We start from the raw sequence: 16,374 nt of genomic DNA, 5'->3' as shown, positions 1-16,374 counted from the left end.
TGTACAAAAGCCGAGGCCGCCACGGCGTTGTGCTGCGCGAATCGCGACAAGTGCCGCGTGCTCGACCCAGTCTCCCCTAGCGTGGTCGCAGTCCCGAAGCCCCCACCTCAGCGACGAGCAGGAGACTCTATGGCCTACATCGATATCAACCCGGATCAGCTCAGATCGGTGCTCGGCACCATGCCGCCCGCAACCCCGTTCGACATGCTCAACCTGCTGCGCTTTCGCGAGACGGCCGAGTATCCGGCGCAGTACGCGAACCAGCCGGTAACCATCAGCGGCGCAGAGGCCTATGCGACCTATGGCCGTCACGCTCGCAAGCACCTCGCCGACATCGGCGCCGAGGTTGTCGTCATGGCAGAATCCTGCGGCACGCTCATCGGCCCCGTCGACGAGCAGTGGCATCAGGTATTGCTCGTGCGCTACCCGTCGATCGAGAAGTTTGTGGCCATGGTCACCGACCCGTCCTATGAGGAGGCGGCCGTGCACCGCACCGCGGCTCTCGCCGACTCGCGTCTCATCGTGACGCTAACGCGATAACGCCCGCATCACCGCTCGACGAGGATGCCGTCTTCGTCGCTCCACAGCGTGCGGCCGGGCACAAAGATCACGCCGCCGAATTCCACAACACCGTCCACCTGGCCCTCCCCCGCTTTCGCGCTCTTGCGGGGGTTACTCCCGAGCGCTTTGACGCCCAGCTCCAGCGTGCCGATGGCCACACGATCGCGGATCGCACCGTTGATCACGACTCCCGACCATCCGTTGTGCACCGCCGCCGCCGCGATGAGATCGCCCATCAGGGCAGAGTCGAGGGAGCCGCCGCCGTCGACGACAAGCACGCTGCCGTCGCCCGGCGAGTTGAGCAGCGCCTTGACGATGCCGTTGTCGCGGTAACAGCGAACGGTGCGGATGCTGCCGGTGAAGCGCGGCTTGCCCCCCAGGTTGAGAAGCTGAAGGCTCACCGACTGCAGGGCATCTTCGTGCACGTCATAGAGGTCAGCCGTAGCGAAATCGGCGGTCGTGTCGGCAAGGCTGCTGTCGGTTTCGGTCATGACGGCAACGCTAATCACCGGGCGCAGCACGCGAAAGGCGTTACTGATCTCGGTGCCGCACGTTCTTCTCACCTGCCCAAGAACCCCGATTCTTGCGTCGCGCAGCGCACGGCCGGCGAGGGGCACGGTTCGCGTAAGGCACGGTTCGCGCAGGGCTAGCGAACGGCAGCGACGGGACCTCGCTGAGCAGGCTCGGGATGTACCGGCTCGTTTCCGCTGACGCAAAAGCGTGTGCGTCCTGCCTCTTTGGAGCCGTACATCGCCGCGTCCGCCTCGGCCATGAGGGCATCGGCGTCGGTTCCATGCTCCGGGTAGAGGGCGATTCCGAGGCTCACCGACGCATCAAGTTCGATGCCAAGAACGGTGACAGGCGTTTCGAACGCCGCCAGGATCGCGCGGGCCACAACCTCCGCCTCTGACGCGTCGCTCACCTCGGGCAGCAACACCACGAACTCGTCGCCGCCCTGCCGGACCACGGTGTCACTCGCCCGCACGCTCGCACTGAGGCGGTCGGCGATCTCGCGCAAGAACGCGTCCCCCGCCTCGTGCCCGTGGACGTCGTTGACCGACTTGAACCGGTCGAGATCCACGAACATCACGGCGAGACCGTTGCCGTGCCGATCGGCCATCGCAATGGCCTGCTCGAGTCGGTCATTGAGCACCCGGCGGTTGGGCAACCCCGTGAGCTCGTCCACAAACGCGAGCTGCCGGATCTCTTCTTGGTACCGACGGATCTCAGTGATGTCACGAAAGGTGACGACAGCGCCCGTGACCCCACCGTTCACCGTGAACGGCGCCGCGCTCACCCCCACATGGATGAGGCATCCGTCCTTGCGCACGAACACCTCGTCGTTGCTCCTGAAGGTCATTCCCGTTGTGGCGACGGCCCGCATGGGACAAAACGCCGAAGTCGACTCGGTATCGGGATGCGCGTGAAAGAGGGCATGGGCGTCGCGCCCGATCATTTCCTCACGCCGCCACCCGAGCAGCCGGGCGCATTCGGGGTTGACGTCGGTTATGGTTCCCCGGGTGTCCATCACGAACAGACCCTCGCCGAGGGTGTTTTGGATGGCTTCGAGCCTCAGCTTCGTGTCGGCCTCAGAGCGGCTCACACGCAGGCGTACGACCGTCATCTGGGCTGCGTAGGTGCCGAGCGCCAGCAGAACGACGAGGCCAGCAACGTAGAGGGCGAACGTGGCGGTATCGCGCACGATGCTGGCCGACGGCAGCATCGCCGACGGCATCCACGCCACGATCTTCCACAGGTCGTCGTGCGCGTGGTTGAACCCGTGGGTCTCATCGCCGGCGAGCCGCACGCCAACGTGCGAGGGGTGCGCCGTGCCATACGCATAAATGCCGTCGGGCCCGCTGACCTCTCCGGTTTCGGCTGCGCTGATGGCTGCCCACGCTTCGGGGCTGCTCGTCGCGAAGCCGTTTTCGTCACCCAGGGCGAAGCCGAATTCACCAAGGCCGTCCGGGGCGACGAGCCATCCGCCATCGGCGTTGAGCATAATCGGGAGCGAGCTATCACTCATGGATTCGCGAAAGCGCTCCAAGAACTGGGCACCGTCGACGTAGATGACGACGAGACCCTGTCGAGCGCCCTCGCTGTCGAAGACGGGAGTGGCAAGCCTCATCGTTGGATGCCAAGGAACCACGATCTCCGAGTCCTCGACCCTGAGATCGAGAGGCGAGACATAAACATCGCCGACCGCAAGGGTGCGGGTGTCCTGGAATGAGTAGTGGTCTGACCAGTCGGCGAGCTGATGCTCTGGCACCGGGGCAATTCCCCCACCCTCGGCTTTTTTCACCACGAGCACCTCACGCCCCTGCTCATCGATGTAGCGAAGCTCCTGGATGGAGTGCTTCTTCGACACAAAGGCGACGAACAGTTCGGCTGCCTGCTGCAGCGACTCTTCGGTGCGGCCGTCGGCGAGCTGGACCACTGCGGGGGCTGCCGCGGCAACGAGCACATCGCTACCCAGGCTATCGAGCCGGGTCTCGAGCCCGCGCACTGTGGTCTCGACCGTCGCCTGCTGCTCCATGGCCAGCTCGGCGCGCTCGCGCATGGCCTGGTCAGAAAGGATCGCCACAAACACCAGCGAGTAGATGAGAACGAGGGCAACCGGCGCCACGATGAACGGCCAGGACCATCTCGTCCGTTCCGCGTTCGGGTGCGCGGAACCGACATGATCGGGTATCACAGTGGAACTATAGCTAGCTCCAAGGTCCGCCGAAGAATCCTGCTTGCGCCGCCGCGCGCGTCGTCCGCTTGTCCCCCAGTGCGACTGCACATCCCCCCGAGAATTCGGAGCCTGACCTCGTGATTCGTCCCCCAAAGCGGCGGACCGGTTACTCGGCCCGTCTGGCCGGGCGAGGCGCGCGTGCAGCGCTCATGACGGTGGCACCTGACAGGCTGGGGGGATGACCGACGAGACCCGAACCTCAGCCCTCCAGATTCTGCGCACCCTCGTCGGGTCGCCGACAGCCGATTTTCATGAGGGCCAGTACGAGGCCATCTCCAGCCTTGTCGACGGGCATAGCCGCGCGCTCGTCGTGCAGCGCACCGGATGGGGCAAGTCGGCGGTCTATTTTGTCGCGACCCTGCTGCTGAGGCAGCGCGGCGGCGGGCCCACCGTTCTCGTCTCACCCCTGCTCGCGCTCATGCGCGACCAGATCTCGGCCGCTGAACGCGCCGGAGTTAGGGCCGTGGCCATCAACTCAACCAACGCTCACGAGTGGGGCGACGTGGTTGCCGCGCTCGAGCGTGACGAGGTCGATGTTCTACTCGTCTCGCCCGAGAGGCTCAACAACCCGACCTTTCGCGAGCAGCAACTCCCGGCGCTCGTGGCACGCATGGGGCTGCTCGTTGTCGACGAGGCCCACTGCATCAGCGACTGGGGCCACGACTTCAGACCCGACTATCGGCGCCTGCGCGACTTGATCGCCCAGATGCCGTCCGGAGTGCCTGTGCTGGCAACGACCGCGACGGCCAACAGTCGTGTGGTCGCCGATATCGCCGAACAGCTCGGCGGTGCCGAGGTCGTGACGATTCGCGGCCCGCTTGCCAGGGCATCCCTGCGCCTCGGGGTGCTGCGCCTGCCCGACTCAAAGACGCGCCTCGGCTGGCTGCTCAGTCACTTGGGCGACCTGCCCGGCTCCGGCATCATCTACACGCTGACGGTGTCGGCGGCAGAAGACACGGCACGCTTGCTGCGGGATGCCGGTCATGCCGTGCGCGCCTACACCGGCCAGACCGACACGGGCGAGCGCGAGGAGTCGGAGGGGATGCTCAAGCGCAACGAGGTCAAGGCCTTGGTCGCCACGAGCGCCCTGGGGATGGGCTTCGACAAACCTGACCTGGGGTTTGTCGTGCACCTTGGCGCGCCCTCCTCTCCCGTTGCCTACTACCAACAGGTGGGGCGCGCTGGCCGCGCCACCGAAAACGCGGATGTTCTCCTGCTGCCGGGCACAGAAGACCGCGATATCTGGCAGTACTTCGCCACCGCATCCATGCCAGATCAGGCCCGCGCTGAACGCATTCTCTCCGCCCTTGAGCGCGAACGCCCCACCTCGACGCCTGCCCTCGAGGCCCTGGTCGACATCCGCCGCACCCCGCTCGAGCTCCTGCTCAAGGTGCTCGATGTCGATGGTGCCGTACGTCGCGTGCAGGGCGGTTGGGTCGCAACCGGCGAGCCGTGGACCTACGACGCCGAGCGTTACTCCCGCATCGCTGCGGAACGGGTCGCCGAGCAGCAGCACATGATCGAGTACGAGACCACGACCTCATGCCGCATGGAGTTCTTGCAGCGCACCCTCGACGACGAAACAGCGGCCCCGTGTGGGCGGTGCGATAACTGCGCTGGCGCCTGGTATCCCACTGCCATCGCCGCGGATGCAGCGGCGTCGGCGGCGTCGTCCCTCGACCGGGTTGGCGTTGCTATCGAGCCGCGGGCGCAGTGGCCCACGGGGGCGGATCGGCTCGGGCTGCCCGTCAAGGGGCGCATCGCTGCCGCCGAGCGCCCGCTTGAGGGCAGGGCTCTGGCCCGTCTCACGGACCTGGGCTGGGGCGGCACGCTGCGCGAACTCTTTGCCCCCGGCTCCCCCGATGCTCCCGCTTCGGCGGCGCTCATCGCGGCGTGCGTTCGGGTGCTCGCGGGCTGGGGATGGGAGGAGCGCCCGGCCGCGATCGTCACGATGCCCTCCCGGCGGCACCCGCAGCTCATCGAGTCGGTTGCCGCTGGGCTGTCGCAGGCGGGTCGACTGCCGCACCTGGGTTCCTTGGAGTACCTCAAGGGTGGGCCAGAGGGCGAGCCCGGCGGCAATAGCGCCTATCGGCTCGCAGGCGTGTGGGGCCGCATCGGAGTGCCGGATGCGCTCGCCGACGATCTCGCCGGCCTCGCGGCGACCAAGCCGGACAGCCCGATTCTGTTGATCGATGACCTGGTCGACAGCAGATGGACCATAACGGTGGCATCCAGGGCTCTGCGTCAGAGCGGTGCGGCCGGGGTGCTCCCCTTTGCCCTCGCCGTCGTGCGCTAGGGCAATTCCGGTTAGTCCGTCGACATACTAACCGGCCACAAAAAAGGCTGCGCATCCCCCGTGGATGCACAGCCTTTTCTGCGGCGGCTTGCCTAGTCGAAGAGCTCGCTCAGCCAGCTGTCCTTGCGCTTTTTGTAATACGGCGCCTGCCCATAGGGCTGCTGCGCCTGGCGCTGATCACCGCGCAGCTGGTCGCCACGGAGCTGGTCTCCATAGCGAGGATCGACATAGGTCTGCTGCGTCGCGGCGGGGCGGACGGGGCCGGTCTCGGCAGCGGCACGGTCGAGAATCTTGTCGAGCTCTCCGCGGTCGAGCCATACGCCGCGGCACACGGGGCAGTAGTCGATTTCGACGCCGTTGCGCTCGCTCATTGTCAACAGGGTTGAGTCAACAGGACACTTCATTTGGCTCCCTAACGATGTTGGCCGCGAAAGCGGTTCGATCAAAGAGTAGCCGCGCGCTGCTGAACGGAAGCATGCGCTCAACGCGCTAGCGAACGACGTACCAGCGCCCTCCGTCTCGGCGGGTCAGTTTGGGGTGCAGAGCCTCCGCCACCGCATGCGTCGCCTGGATCACGTGCACGGCCACCCTGCGGGCAACGCTCTCGTCATCGGCGGTGAAACGGATCACGATGCGCGGAGCCCCGGCCACGATGCCGAGGTCGAAGGCTTCGACGGTGGTGATGGCCGCGGCGGCCTCAGTCGCGGCCGGAAGCACCTGCTCGGGCTTCACCCCTGGCCTGAGCGCGCCGATGGTTATGGTGATGCGGTAGGAGGGCATCCGCCAACGCTATCCCCCTCCCCAGCGCCGGTTTTCGCGCCATTCCGATGCCGCCGCCGAACCCGGGCATGGCCCCCGTGAAGCTGCTCATAACCTGCTCGGACGCTCTCGCTCTGGAACCTCCCGGTCCTATGCTCGAGAGATGACCGAGCCCACAACCGCTGCCGATCTCGCCGACATCCCCCTCACTCGAATCGATGGCACATCCGCGAAGTTCGGCGACTACGCCGACGGGCCAGTGCTCGTTGTCAACGTCGCCTCCCGCTGCGGCCTAGCACCGCAGTATGAGCAGCTCGAAGAACTGCAGAAAAAGTACGGCGAGCGAGGCTTCACGGTCCTGGGGTTCCCCAGCAACCAGTTCGCGCAGGAGCTCAAGACCTCAGAAGACATTTCGGAATACTGCTCGACCACCTGGGGCGTTACATTCCCCATGTTCGAAAAGACCAAGGTGAACGGCCGCCATAAGCATCCGCTCTATGCGGAGCTTCACCGCGCCAAGGATCCGTCGGGGCTCGCTGGCCCCGTGGTGTGGAACTTCGAGAAGTTTCTTGTGCTCCCGAGTGGCGAAGTTCGCCGGTTCCGCCCGACGACCAAGCCCGACGACCCCGCGATCGTGGACTTGATCGAGGCGAACCTTCCCCCCGCGCCGAACGCCTCCGACGAGGGCGCGAACTAACCATGTCGGCAGAGAAGAAGCTCAGGCACGAGCCGGATGCTCAGCGCTACACGCTCCGTGTGGGGAACGACCTCGTGAGTGTGGTCGACTACGCCGTCAACGGGGACAGGGTCTCCTTCACCCGTACCTACACGAATCCGGTCTGGCGCGGCCAAGGCCACGCGGCAGAAATCGTGGAGTTCGCCGTGAACGACGTCGAAGCCGCTGGCCGCACTGTTGTGCCGATGTGTTGGTACGTGGGCAAATGGTTCGACGAGCATCCCGAGCGCGCCTCGGTGCTGGCTACGTAGAAGTCCCCCGCGACGCCCATTAGTTGAAGCGTCAACTATCGATAGAATGGGGCCATGGACGACACTCCCTGGCTCGATGACCGCCAGCTCGCCGCATGGAAGAGCTTCGTCGCGGTTGTCGAGCTTTTGCCCGGAGTGCTCGACAGCCAACTACAGAGCGACGCTGGCCTTAGTCACTTCGAGTACTACGTGCTCGCGATGCTCTCAGAGGCTCCTGACCGCACGATGCGCATGACCGCGCTCTCCGAACTGGTCAACGCCACCCTGCCCCGCCTCTCCCACGTCGTGAGCAGGCTTGAGAAGCGCGGCTACGTGCAGCGCACCAAATGCGCCGAAGACCGTCGGGCAACCAATGCGAGACTGACGGATGCTGGCTGGGCCAAAGTCGTCGAGGCCGCGCCCGGCCACGTGCGCAATGTGCGCGCCGCCGTCATCGACAAGCTCACACCCGAGCAACTCGATCAGCTCGGCGCAATCTCCCGAGCCCTGCTTTCCGACTGACAGCGCCAGCGCGCTGAACTCCGGCCGGGCGCACGTTAGCCGAGCGGTGACCCGGTAGCTACAGCGCCATGCTCAGCACTCGGCGAACCGGGATGCTTCCACCGAGATCGTCGGCGACGCGGTGCATCCCGATTTTCTCCGCCACGCGCTCGGATGCGCGATTCTCGGGATGGATGATGGCGACGAGCTCGCGCACATCGCAGTGCTCGCGAGCAAAATCACGGCAGGCCGCCGCCGCCTCCGTCGCGAGGCCCTGACCCTGCAACGCGGTAGCAACGTGGTACCCAACCTCGAGCGTGGCGATGCCGTTGACCTTCTGCCAGGTCAGCCCACAGTCGCCGACGAAGTCTCCCGCGAGGGTCTCGACGATCCAGAGGCCGAACCCGTGCTCCGCATAGTTTTTCTGATTCCAGGCGATCCATTCCGCCGCCCCATCACGCGACTTCGGCGCCGCATAGAACCGCATGACCTCCGCATCCCCCAAAAGCCCGTACATCAACTCGAGGTCGCGAGGAGTCATGGGCCGGAATCGAAGCCGGGCGGTATCGGGAGGGAGCACTCGCCCAATCGTAGGCGACAACCCCCGCACTGCCCCAAGTATGTCTTTAATGAAACCCCCATGTGCGGTCACACGTTACGGGGGTATGGTCTGCCCCACCTCGTGTGAGTCGAAACGAGCAGCCACTACTCGCCGTAATTGGAAGGTCGACAATGAACGCCACCCCCGTGTCCGTTGCCCGTTTTCGCCCCCGCTGGGCACGAAAGAGCCTGCTCGCCGTGTCGGCAGCACTCGCCTCGGCCGCGCTTGTCCTGATGTCACTGACGCCCGCTGCGGCGCGGCTCCCCGACGAGATCCCGTCAAACGGCGCATTGAGAGGTGCCAACACGGAGATTGTGATTACTGGCACCGGGGCGGGGCAGACAATCACCGGTTCTGCACCGCCGACGGTAATCGTGCAAGACCCTCAAGCGCCCTATCCAGCGGCACCCCCGCCCGGCTACATCTCGCAGACGACGTTTGCAGGAGTGATCGATACCGCCTCGGTAGCGGATCCTGATCTCACCGCCGAGATGTACTGCATCAACTTGCGCGTTCCCACATCGGTGGGCATCGGCTACGAATCGGGCACGTGGGAAGAATCGAATGTGCCCAACATCGGGTACGTCACCTACATACTGAACAACTACTACCCGACCGTGGCCGCTCCCGCAGGGCTCTCACCGAGCCAACAGGCCGCAGCGGTTCAAGCGGCAATCTGGTACTTCACGGACGGGTTTGTTCTCGCCCCCCCCGGCCCAGGCCCCCAGGGCCAGGTGCGCGCAGCGACCGCTGCAATCATCGCGGCCGCCCAGGCCAACGGACCCGTTGTGGAACCACCCGCGCCCGACGTGGCAATAACCCCCGCAACCGCAACAGCAGCTGAGGGAACCGCAGCTGGCCCCTTTACCGTCACGGCCACCGGCGCCACCACCGCAACCGTAAGCGTGCCGACCGGGTACACGATGTACACGGATGCCGCCGCGACGACTCCGCTTGCCAATCCCAGCGACGTTGCCCCCGGCACTCAGATCTGGATAACCGGGCCAGGAGCGACAGGGGTGGAGACTGTGCTGAATGCGAGAGCCGCGGTCACGGTTCAACGCGGCAATGTCTATCTCTATGACGGCAACACTCCATCGCAAACGGATGCTCAGCGGCTGATCCTCGCCGATACGGCAGAGCTTGAGGCGGTCGCGACGGCTGCGATCGAGTTCTTCGCCGTCGGTGAACTCACCGTCAACAAGGAATTCACGGGCGGAGCCGTTGGCCAGCAGGGGGCCATCCAGCTCGCGATCGATTGTGGTGAGGGTTACACCTTCACCGCCGATATCCCCGCGAACGCCACCACGACGGATATCTCAACATTCGCCGGCATCCCCGCTGGTAATACGTGCACCGTGACCGAGCCGACGACGGGGGCGACCGCCCAAGTCCTTGTCACAACGGATGCGCCGCAGTCTGTCGTCATGGCGGACGAAGGTGCCGCTGTGACGGTAACCAACACCGTCGAGTTCGCACCCGGATCGCTGAACCTCGTCAAGGCAATTGCGGGAGGCGGAGCGGGATCCCAGGACGAGATCTCGGTCACCGTCAGCTGCGTGAGCGGCCTTGAGGACACGTTCGTTGTCCCTGCGGGCTCTGCGGCCGGTGACTACACCCAGACCTATGCTGGCTTGCCCGCCGGTGATGTGTGCACGGTGGCCGAGCTGGCCACCGGGTCGAACACCATCGTCGAGGTGACGACGGATGCCCCGATCACCGTGACCATCCTCCCGGGCGCGCCCGTCGAAGCGCGGGTGACCAACACCGTCGAGTTCCGGCCGGGAGCGCTGAACCTCACCAAGGTTATTAGCGGTGCCGGAGCAGGTTCGCAGTCACAGGTCACGGTGAGCATCGTCTGCGACAGCGGGCTGGACGAGACCCTGGTGATCCCCGCCGGGTCGGCAGCCGGTGACTACACCCAGCTGTATGAAGACATCCCCGCTGGCGCGGAATGCCTCATCACGGAGCTCGAATCCGGAGCCAACACTGTCGTCGAGGTCGTTGTAGGCGACCCCGTCACCGTGACGATCGAGCCGGCCGAGACCGTTGATGCGGAGCTGATCAACACCGTGACGTTCCGCCCAGGCGCACTGACCGTGGTCAAGGCGATCACCGGGCCGGGAGCCGGACTGCAGTCGGCGATTTCGCTTTCCATCGAGTGCGACAACGGCCTGAGCGACACGTTCGACATTCCCGCAGGGGCGACGGCCGGTGACTACGCTCAGACGTTCAGTGACCTGCCCGCTGGCACCGAATGCACCGTGACAGAAACCGCATCCGGGGCAAATAGCACCGTGAGCGTCATTGCTCAGACATCGGTCACGGTAACGATTGAGCCGGGAGCCGAAGCGCAGGCGAGGCTGACCAACACCGTAATGAACATTCCGTTCATGGGCGGCGGTGTGCTGGCCATGACCGGCGGCGGAGAGGCCCTGCTGGCTCTTCTCGCTGGAGGCAGCGCCGTGCTCCTGATGGGACTCCTGGTGCTGGCGATGGCCAGGATGCGCGCAGCGCGTCGGGCACTGACCGCGGACGAGTAGTCCGAGCGATGCGGGTGGGGTAGCGACTAGCACCCCACCCGCACTGCTGGGGCGGCCGGGCGCAACTGCGATTAGGCCGTGAGGTTCCTTGTGGCTTCGACGAGGACTCCCGTGGTGGACCGGTAGTACGCCCAGCGTCCACGCTGTTCCCGACTCACGAGCCCCGCCTCAACAAGAAGCTTCAGGTGGTGGGAGACGGTGGGCTGAGAGAGGCCGACAGGCTCGGTGAGATCGCAGGCACACAGCTCGCCTTCCGCGCTCCCGGCGATGAGGGAGAGCAGCTTGACCCGCGAGGGATCGCCGAGCGCCTTGAACACCTTGGCGAGATCCTGCGCAGTGCCGTCATCGATCGCGCCCTCGCTCGCCGGGCTGCAACACGATGCCTCAGCACCGGTGGGCCCACTAATAACGGGAAGTGACGTCATGGATCCATGATGCCCCACATATTGACATCTGTCGATGTATCGGTCAGGCTTGGTCACATCGAAGATCATCAATCTATGGAGGTTGGGATGCATCCCGTAGCCGTCATCGGCGCTGGCCCTCAAGGTCTGGCCGCAGCCGCCCACCTACTGGAGCGGGGCCTGAATCCCCTTGTGCTCGAGGCCGGGCCAAGCGCAGCGTCCGCGGTTGCCGAGTGGAGCCATGTGCGGCTCTTCTCACCCTGGCCCGAGTTGACGGATGCGGCAGCCTGCAGACTCCTGGAGCCGACCGGCTGGACTGCACCGACCAGGGGCTATCCGACGGGAGCGCAGTGGATCGATGAGTACCTCGCTCCTCTTGCGGATCAGCTCGGAGACCGAGTCCGCTACGGCGCTCGCGTGGTCGGGATTGGGCGCAAGGGTCGCGATCTCTCGGTCGATGGCGGCCGTGCCGATCAGCCGTTCGTGGTTCATGTACAGCGAGCAGACGACGAGGAAGAGCGCATCGAGGTATCGGCTGTGATCGACGCCTCCGGCACCTGGCGAAACCCAAGCCCGGCGGGTGCGGATGGGCTTGCCGCAGTCGGGGAGAAGAAGGCACACGAAGCGGGCCTGGTGGACTATCGAATTCCCAGCATGCAGGATGCAGCCGAGTTCGCGGGCAAGCATGTGGTCGTAATCGGGAGCGGCCACTCGGCTTCCACAGCGGTGAACACGCTCGTCCGAATCGCTCAGCGGGAGCCGGGCACCAGGATCTCCTGGGTTCTTCGGCGCGGCGCTGTCGGCAACACCTTCGGGGGAGGCACCGCTGATGAGCTGCCGGAACGTGGCCTGCTCGGCCAGCGAGCAAAAGAAGCCGTCGAAAGCGGAGTGGTTGATCTTCACACCGGGTTCCGCGCTGAGCGGGTGAGCATCGAGGATGGGCGAACTGTCGTCATCTCCGAGGACGGGCGCCAGCTCCCCGCCGCCGACAAAGTGTTCGTGCTCACCGGTTTCCGCCCGGATCTGTCCTTCCTTTCAGAGGTACGTCTCGATCTCGACGTGAGGCTCCAGGCGCCGGCCAGCATCGCCGCCGAGGTTGACCCGAACCTCCACTCCTGCGGCTCAGTCAGGGCAACGGGAGCGGCGGACCTTGCTCACCCCGAGCACGGCTTCTACATCGTGGGGGCCAAGTCTTACGGACGAGCGCCAACCTTCCTCGCCCTCACCGGCTTCGAGCAGGTCCGCAGCGTTGTCGCGGAACTTGCTGGAGACAGGGAGGCGGCAGCTCGGGTTGAGCTTTCGCTCCCAGACACGGGCGTGTGCGGTGGATCCGGAGTGTTCGACGCCCCGGAGGACGGCGACCGCGCAGGCTCCTGTTGCGCACCCGCACCGCAGCTCATCCAGCTCGGAACTGCGCCCGTCGCTCGCTGAACAGGTAGAGGCGGACAGGCAACAACCACTTCTACAGAAACGAAGTTGTCTCGCTAGCGAACCATCCGCACTTCTTCGCCGCCAGTGTCGAACCCAGTGGCTTGGCGTGCACCCTCCAAGACAAAGCCATTGCGCTCATAGAAGGCTCGTGCCCGAGGGTTAGCTTCCAGTACCCAGAGGCTTGCTGGCCCATCGCTCACGACCGCGTCTAGAAGCGCCTGGCCAACCCCGGATCCTTGTTCGGTCGCAAGAACGTAGATGAAGAAGAGGTCTCGTTCGCGTACTGGTGGATCGTCCGTGCTCGCCCCAGAGCCGGCGAAGCCGATGAGCTTACCATCGCGCTCAGCGACGGCAAACCGATCAGCGGGGCGAGGCCGTGAGCAGATGGCGCCCCACATTGCAAGCCGTTGCTCGCGCGCCTCTTCACCCCAGGCTGAGGGAGGGAACACGCTCCCGTAGGTCTCTTTCCAGGTCAGCAAATGCAGATCCGCGAGTTCTTGCACCTCGTCGAGATGTGGGGCGCGTATCAAAAACTCGGTCATGGGTCCATAGCTTTGCGATGATCCCCAACCCTGTCAATTGATCGCGTGACCCTCGACCTGGCCCTCTACGTTCGGCTTCCACCCGAGCGCGGGGGCCACATACTTCACGATCGACTCGAGCAGGCTCGCGTTGAAGTCGACACCCAACTGGTTGGGCACCGTGACCAGCACGGTGTCTGCCGCCTGCACCGCAGCATCCGCCGCCAGCTGCTCGGCAATCACGTCGGGCTCGCCGATAAACGAGCGGCCGAAGCGCGCCATCGTTCCCTCGAGCCTGCCGACCTGGTCTTTGCTGTCGGCCTGGGCGCGCAGCCCAAAGAAGTGGCGGTCCTCGTCCGTGACGAGCGGGATGATGCTGCGGCTCACCGAGACCCTGGGCTCGAAGTCGTGACCGGCCTCAACCCAGGCGTCGCGGAAGATCTGAATCTGCTCGGCCTGCAGCTCATCGAACGGCACCCCGGTGTCTTCAACGAGCAGGGTCGAGCTCATGAGGTTCATGCCCTGCTCGGCCGTCCAGCGTGCGGTCGCGCGCGACCCGGAACCCCACCAGATGCGGCGCGAAAGGCCAGGCGACTGCGGCTCGATCGCCAGCAGTCCCGTCTGTCCGCCCGTCATCGCGGGATCGGCGTGGGCCACACCGGCCTGGTCGATTGCGGCCCGAAAGATGGCGGTCTTCTCGCGGGCAACATCCGCATCCGTCTGCCCCTCTGGCGCGCGGTAGCCGAACGAGCGGTAGCCCTGCAGCGCCGTCTCGGGTGACCCACGGCTCAGGCCGAGCTGCAGCCGGCCGTCGCTGATGAGGTCCGCCGCGGCAGCATCCTCGGCCATGTAAAGCGGGTTCTCGTAGCGCATGTCGATCACGCCGGTGCCGAGCTCGATGCGGCTGGTTCGCGCGCCCATCGCCGCGAGCAGCGGGAACGGTGATGCCAGCTGCGGGGCAAAATGGTGCACTCGCACGTAGGCGCCGTCGACGCCGAGTTCTTCTGCCGCGACCGCGAGCTCGATGGTCTGTTTGAGGGCATCGGATGCCGTGAGCACCTTGGACCCCGGAACATCCTGATAGTGGCCAAACGAGAGAAATCCGATGCGCTTCACAGGGGATGCAGCGCTCGGCGCCCCACATCTATTCCTCCGTTCGGCCGCTGCTCGCCTGCGAGTGGTCACTTTCTGCACCACAACGCAGGTTTTGGTGCAGAAAGTGACCACTCACGGGAGCGCGAGCCGAGGGAGCGCGAGCCGAGAGCGCGAGCCGAGAGAGCGCGAGCCGATCCTGTGCAAGGGAGCGATTGGCCCCAGCCAGTGCGCGTACCCTTAACGGATGAGCGAAAGACCCGAGCATCAGCACGCGGGTCATGCACGCCCAGAGCGGATGCCGCGGGGTCGCGTGAGCCTGGAGCTGCTGCGAGCAGAGGCTCACCAAGAGCGCGACACGATCATCGAGGAGCGCCTGATCGGCGGCGAGGATCCGTGGCAGTTCATGGAGGAGCTGCCGAGCATCGACGAGCTTGTCGTGTACCTGCTGCGAGCGGATGCGATCAATGCGAACGACGGCCAGCGCCCCTCCCCCACCCGCGAGTATCGGGTGATGAGGCAGATCGCGCTGGAGCATCCCGACCTCACCCCGACCGTGTGGCGCATGCTCGATGCCGACGGAACCCTCAGCAAGCACCACTGGTTCTAGCGCGCCCTCGCCCACCACCATCCCAGCCAGACCTGACAGCGGTATGGGTGCCGTCTCGCGCCCCCTGGGTAGGCTGAGCCCATGCGTCTCATGCTCATTCGCCACGGCCAGACTCCCTCCAATGTGCACGGAGTTCTCGACACCGCACGCCCCGGACCAGGCCTCACCGAGCTGGGCCACGAACAGGCCGCACGCATCCCCGAGTCCCTGGCGGATACGCCCGTCGACGCCCTCTTCGCCTCAACCCTGGTGCGCACCCAGCTCACCGCAAACCCGCTCGCCGCCGAGCGCGGGCTCGACGTAGCCGTCTTGCCGGGCCTGCACGAGATCGAGGCGGGCGAACTCGAGGGCCGTAGCGACCGCGACTCCGTGGTGACCTACCTCAAAACCACCTTCGCCTGGGGCATCGGGGATCTCGACGCTCGCATGCCCGGCGGCCCAGACGGCCACGACTTCTTCGGCCGCTTCGACAGCGATATCGAAAGCATCCTGCAGACGGATGCCCGCACGGCGGCCCTCGTAAGCCACGGAGGCGCAATCCGCGTGTGGGTGGCGCGTAACGCCACCAATGTCGGCCCCAAATTCGCGGCCGAGAACGCCCTGGACAACACGGGCATCGTGGTCATGGAAGGCTCCTTCGCCGAGGGTTGGGTTCTCACCCGGTGGCAGGATCGTCCGATCGGGGGAACCGAGGTGGCGGATGCCTCGGCGGCAGATCCCACGGGCGAAGGGCTCCGCGGGGCAGCGGGCAGCGAAGAAGCTGCCGCTCTCGTCGAAAGCAACGTCGAGCACATCGCGCAGCACCGCAAATAGGGGGCCGCACCGGCGACGCGTGGCCGTTGCCGCGCTAGGCCGTGCCCGACTCCAGGTGCTTGGGGTCGCCGGCAAACGCGATTGCGAGAAGTGCCATATCGAGGCGCACCATGCCGAGCATCGCCTCCGTTGCTCGCTGAGCGGCGGCCCTGTCGTCGCTCGCGAGCATCTGCCCGAGGGACCTGGGCACGATCTGCCACGAGAGGCCGTAGCGGTCTTTGATCCACCCGCACTGGCTGGCGACTCCGCCGCTGTCGAGCATCGCATCCCACACCCTGTCGATCTCGGCCTGGCTGTCGAGCTCGACAACGAAGGAGATCGCCTCGGTGAAGGCAAAGGCGGGGCCGCCGTTGAGTGCCTGGAACGGAGCACCGTCGAGTTCGAAGTCGACCCCGAGCACGCTGCCTTCGGCCTTGGCTGAGCCGGCGCGATAGCGCACGACCCGCGTTATCCGCGAGTTGGGGAACAGCCGGGTATAGAACTCGGCGGCCTCTTCTGCCTGATTGTCGAACCAGAGGCACGGTCGCAGCGATGCCATC

General features: G+C 65.6%; 18 protein-coding genes. 9 read left to right on the top strand and 9 right to left on the bottom strand.

Features of this window, described 5'->3' with window-relative positions; translation table 11 throughout:
• Window positions 1-129: 129 nt before the first annotated feature.
• Window positions 130-540: a DUF1330 domain-containing protein gene (locus tag C2138_RS02140; RefSeq protein ID WP_108515169.1), complete on the top strand. Its 411-nt coding sequence runs from the start codon at window positions 130-132 to the stop codon at window positions 538-540.
• Window positions 541-548: 8 nt separating this feature from the next.
• Here the strand turns inward: C2138_RS02140 and rraA are convergent, their stop codons facing one another.
• A complete protein-coding gene (gene rraA, locus C2138_RS02135; protein WP_108518691.1) occupies window positions 549-1,052 on the bottom strand; it encodes a ribonuclease E activity regulator RraA in 504 nt (167 codons plus the stop codon).
• Between the two features lie 155 nt (window positions 1,053-1,207).
• Entirely contained in the window at window positions 1,208-3,256 is a 2,049-nt protein-coding gene (locus C2138_RS02130) for a diguanylate cyclase domain-containing protein (protein ID WP_159078107.1), read from the bottom strand.
• A 220-nt stretch (window positions 3,257-3,476) separates the two neighbouring features.
• Here C2138_RS02130 and C2138_RS02125 point away from each other — a divergent pair, with 220 nt between their 5' ends.
• The gene (locus C2138_RS02125; RefSeq protein WP_108515166.1) at window positions 3,477-5,594 is read left to right on the top strand and encodes a RecQ family ATP-dependent DNA helicase; all 2,118 of its coding nucleotides are present in this window, start codon (window positions 3,477-3,479) and stop codon (window positions 5,592-5,594) included.
• A gap of 92 nt (window positions 5,595-5,686) precedes the next feature.
• Here the strand turns inward: C2138_RS02125 and C2138_RS02120 are convergent, their stop codons facing one another.
• Window positions 5,687-5,998 carry a TFIIB-type zinc ribbon-containing protein gene (locus C2138_RS02120; protein WP_108515164.1) on the bottom strand — a complete coding sequence of 104 codons (312 nt, stop codon included), beginning with the start codon at window positions 5,996-5,998 and terminating at the stop codon, window positions 5,687-5,689.
• Window positions 5,999-6,083: 85 nt separating this feature from the next.
• Window positions 6,084-6,374, bottom strand: a complete 291-nt coding sequence (locus C2138_RS02115; protein ID WP_108515163.1) for a hypothetical protein — start codon at window positions 6,372-6,374, stop codon at window positions 6,084-6,086.
• Between the two features lie 142 nt (window positions 6,375-6,516).
• On the opposite strand from C2138_RS02115, the gene C2138_RS02110 reads away from it, so the two are divergent.
• The 3 genes from C2138_RS02110 to C2138_RS02100 are packed head-to-tail and all read left to right on the top strand — an operon-like array spanning window position 6,517 to window position 7,841.
• The gene (locus tag C2138_RS02110) at window positions 6,517-7,050 is read left to right on the top strand and encodes a glutathione peroxidase (protein ID WP_108515161.1); all 534 of its coding nucleotides are present in this window, start codon (window positions 6,517-6,519) and stop codon (window positions 7,048-7,050) included.
• 2 nt (window positions 7,051-7,052) lie between these two features.
• Complete coding sequence (locus tag C2138_RS02105) at window positions 7,053-7,340, top strand: GNAT family N-acetyltransferase (RefSeq protein WP_108515159.1); 288 nt, start codon at window positions 7,053-7,055, stop codon at window positions 7,338-7,340.
• Window positions 7,341-7,394: 54 nt separating this feature from the next.
• A complete protein-coding gene (locus C2138_RS02100; protein WP_108515158.1) occupies window positions 7,395-7,841 on the top strand; it encodes a MarR family winged helix-turn-helix transcriptional regulator in 447 nt (148 codons plus the stop codon).
• A 58-nt stretch (window positions 7,842-7,899) separates the two neighbouring features.
• Here the strand turns inward: C2138_RS02100 and C2138_RS02095 are convergent, their stop codons facing one another.
• Window positions 7,900-8,400 carry a GNAT family N-acetyltransferase gene (locus C2138_RS02095; RefSeq protein WP_108515156.1) on the bottom strand — a complete coding sequence of 167 codons (501 nt, stop codon included), beginning with the start codon at window positions 8,398-8,400 and terminating at the stop codon, window positions 7,900-7,902.
• 152 nt (window positions 8,401-8,552) lie between these two features.
• Between C2138_RS02095 and C2138_RS02090 the strand changes: the two genes are divergently transcribed.
• The gene (locus C2138_RS02090) at window positions 8,553-10,964 is read left to right on the top strand and encodes a thioester domain-containing protein (RefSeq protein ID WP_108515155.1); all 2,412 of its coding nucleotides are present in this window, start codon (window positions 8,553-8,555) and stop codon (window positions 10,962-10,964) included.
• Between the two features lie 71 nt (window positions 10,965-11,035).
• Here C2138_RS02090 and C2138_RS02085 read toward each other — a convergent pair whose 3' ends face one another.
• On the bottom strand, window positions 11,036-11,389 hold the full coding sequence (locus tag C2138_RS02085; RefSeq protein ID WP_108515153.1) for an ArsR/SmtB family transcription factor: 354 nt from the start codon (window positions 11,387-11,389) through the stop codon (window positions 11,036-11,038).
• A gap of 87 nt (window positions 11,390-11,476) precedes the next feature.
• On the opposite strand from C2138_RS02085, the gene C2138_RS02080 reads away from it, so the two are divergent.
• Window positions 11,477-12,799 (top strand): NAD(P)-binding domain-containing protein, encoded by a 1,323-nt coding sequence (locus tag C2138_RS02080; RefSeq protein ID WP_422395403.1) that lies wholly within the window; start codon window positions 11,477-11,479, stop codon window positions 12,797-12,799.
• A 53-nt stretch (window positions 12,800-12,852) separates the two neighbouring features.
• Here C2138_RS02080 and C2138_RS02075 read toward each other — a convergent pair whose 3' ends face one another.
• Both C2138_RS02075 and C2138_RS02070 read right to left on the bottom strand, forming a co-directional pair.
• On the bottom strand, window positions 12,853-13,341 hold the full coding sequence (locus tag C2138_RS02075) for a GNAT family N-acetyltransferase (RefSeq protein WP_108515150.1): 489 nt from the start codon (window positions 13,339-13,341) through the stop codon (window positions 12,853-12,855).
• 33 nt (window positions 13,342-13,374) lie between these two features.
• Window positions 13,375-14,436, bottom strand: coding sequence for an LLM class flavin-dependent oxidoreductase (locus C2138_RS02070; protein WP_108515149.1), 1,062 nt, complete (start codon window positions 14,434-14,436; stop codon window positions 13,375-13,377).
• A 223-nt stretch (window positions 14,437-14,659) separates the two neighbouring features.
• Between C2138_RS02070 and C2138_RS02065 the strand changes: the two genes are divergently transcribed.
• Entirely contained in the window at window positions 14,660-15,022 is a 363-nt protein-coding gene (locus C2138_RS02065; RefSeq protein WP_332895114.1) for a tryptophan synthase subunit alpha, read from the top strand.
• Between the two features lie 81 nt (window positions 15,023-15,103).
• Window positions 15,104-15,835: a histidine phosphatase family protein gene (locus C2138_RS02060; protein ID WP_108515145.1), complete on the top strand. Its 732-nt coding sequence runs from the start codon at window positions 15,104-15,106 to the stop codon at window positions 15,833-15,835.
• Between the two features lie 34 nt (window positions 15,836-15,869).
• Here the strand turns inward: C2138_RS02060 and C2138_RS02055 are convergent, their stop codons facing one another.
• Window positions 15,870-16,373 carry a VOC family protein gene (locus tag C2138_RS02055; RefSeq protein ID WP_108515143.1) on the bottom strand — a complete coding sequence of 168 codons (504 nt, stop codon included), beginning with the start codon at window positions 16,371-16,373 and terminating at the stop codon, window positions 15,870-15,872.
• Between the last annotated feature and the right edge of the window lies 1 nt (window position 16,374).

The organism is Salinibacterium hongtaonis (genome assembly GCF_003065485.1).
In the GTDB taxonomy this organism is placed as follows: domain Bacteria; phylum Actinomycetota; class Actinomycetes; order Actinomycetales; family Microbacteriaceae; genus Homoserinimonas; species Homoserinimonas hongtaonis.
Note: the sequence above shows the minus strand (reverse complement) of the source record. Positions and strands in the feature narration are given on the sequence as shown.

Coding starts and splice junctions, on each gene's coding strand:
- C2138_RS02140 (WP_108515169.1), top strand. CDS start 130: ATGGCCTACATCGATATCAACCCGGATCAGCTCAGATCGGTGCTCGGC.
- rraA (WP_108518691.1), bottom strand. CDS start 1,052: ATGACCGAAACCGACAGCAGCCTTGCCGACACGACCGCCGATTTCGCT.
- C2138_RS02125 (WP_108515166.1), top strand. CDS start 3,477: ATGACCGACGAGACCCGAACCTCAGCCCTCCAGATTCTGCGCACCCTC.
- C2138_RS02120 (WP_108515164.1), bottom strand. CDS start 5,998: ATGAAGTGTCCTGTTGACTCAACCCTGTTGACAATGAGCGAGCGCAAC.
- C2138_RS02115 (WP_108515163.1), bottom strand. CDS start 6,374: ATGCCCTCCTACCGCATCACCATAACCATCGGCGCGCTCAGGCCAGGG.
- C2138_RS02110 (WP_108515161.1), top strand. CDS start 6,517: ATGACCGAGCCCACAACCGCTGCCGATCTCGCCGACATCCCCCTCACT.
- C2138_RS02105 (WP_108515159.1), top strand. CDS start 7,053: ATGTCGGCAGAGAAGAAGCTCAGGCACGAGCCGGATGCTCAGCGCTAC.
- C2138_RS02100 (WP_108515158.1), top strand. CDS start 7,395: ATGGACGACACTCCCTGGCTCGATGACCGCCAGCTCGCCGCATGGAAG.
- C2138_RS02090 (WP_108515155.1), top strand. CDS start 8,553: ATGAACGCCACCCCCGTGTCCGTTGCCCGTTTTCGCCCCCGCTGGGCA.
- C2138_RS02085 (WP_108515153.1), bottom strand. CDS start 11,389: ATGACGTCACTTCCCGTTATTAGTGGGCCCACCGGTGCTGAGGCATCG.
- C2138_RS02080 (WP_422395403.1), top strand. CDS start 11,477: ATGCATCCCGTAGCCGTCATCGGCGCTGGCCCTCAAGGTCTGGCCGCA.
- C2138_RS02075 (WP_108515150.1), bottom strand. CDS start 13,341: ATGACCGAGTTTTTGATACGCGCCCCACATCTCGACGAGGTGCAAGAA.
- C2138_RS02065 (WP_332895114.1), top strand. CDS start 14,660: ATGAGCGAAAGACCCGAGCATCAGCACGCGGGTCATGCACGCCCAGAG.
- C2138_RS02060 (WP_108515145.1), top strand. CDS start 15,104: ATGCGTCTCATGCTCATTCGCCACGGCCAGACTCCCTCCAATGTGCAC.
- C2138_RS02055 (WP_108515143.1), bottom strand. CDS start 16,373: ATGGCATCGCTGCGACCGTGCCTCTGGTTCGACAATCAGGCAGAAGAG.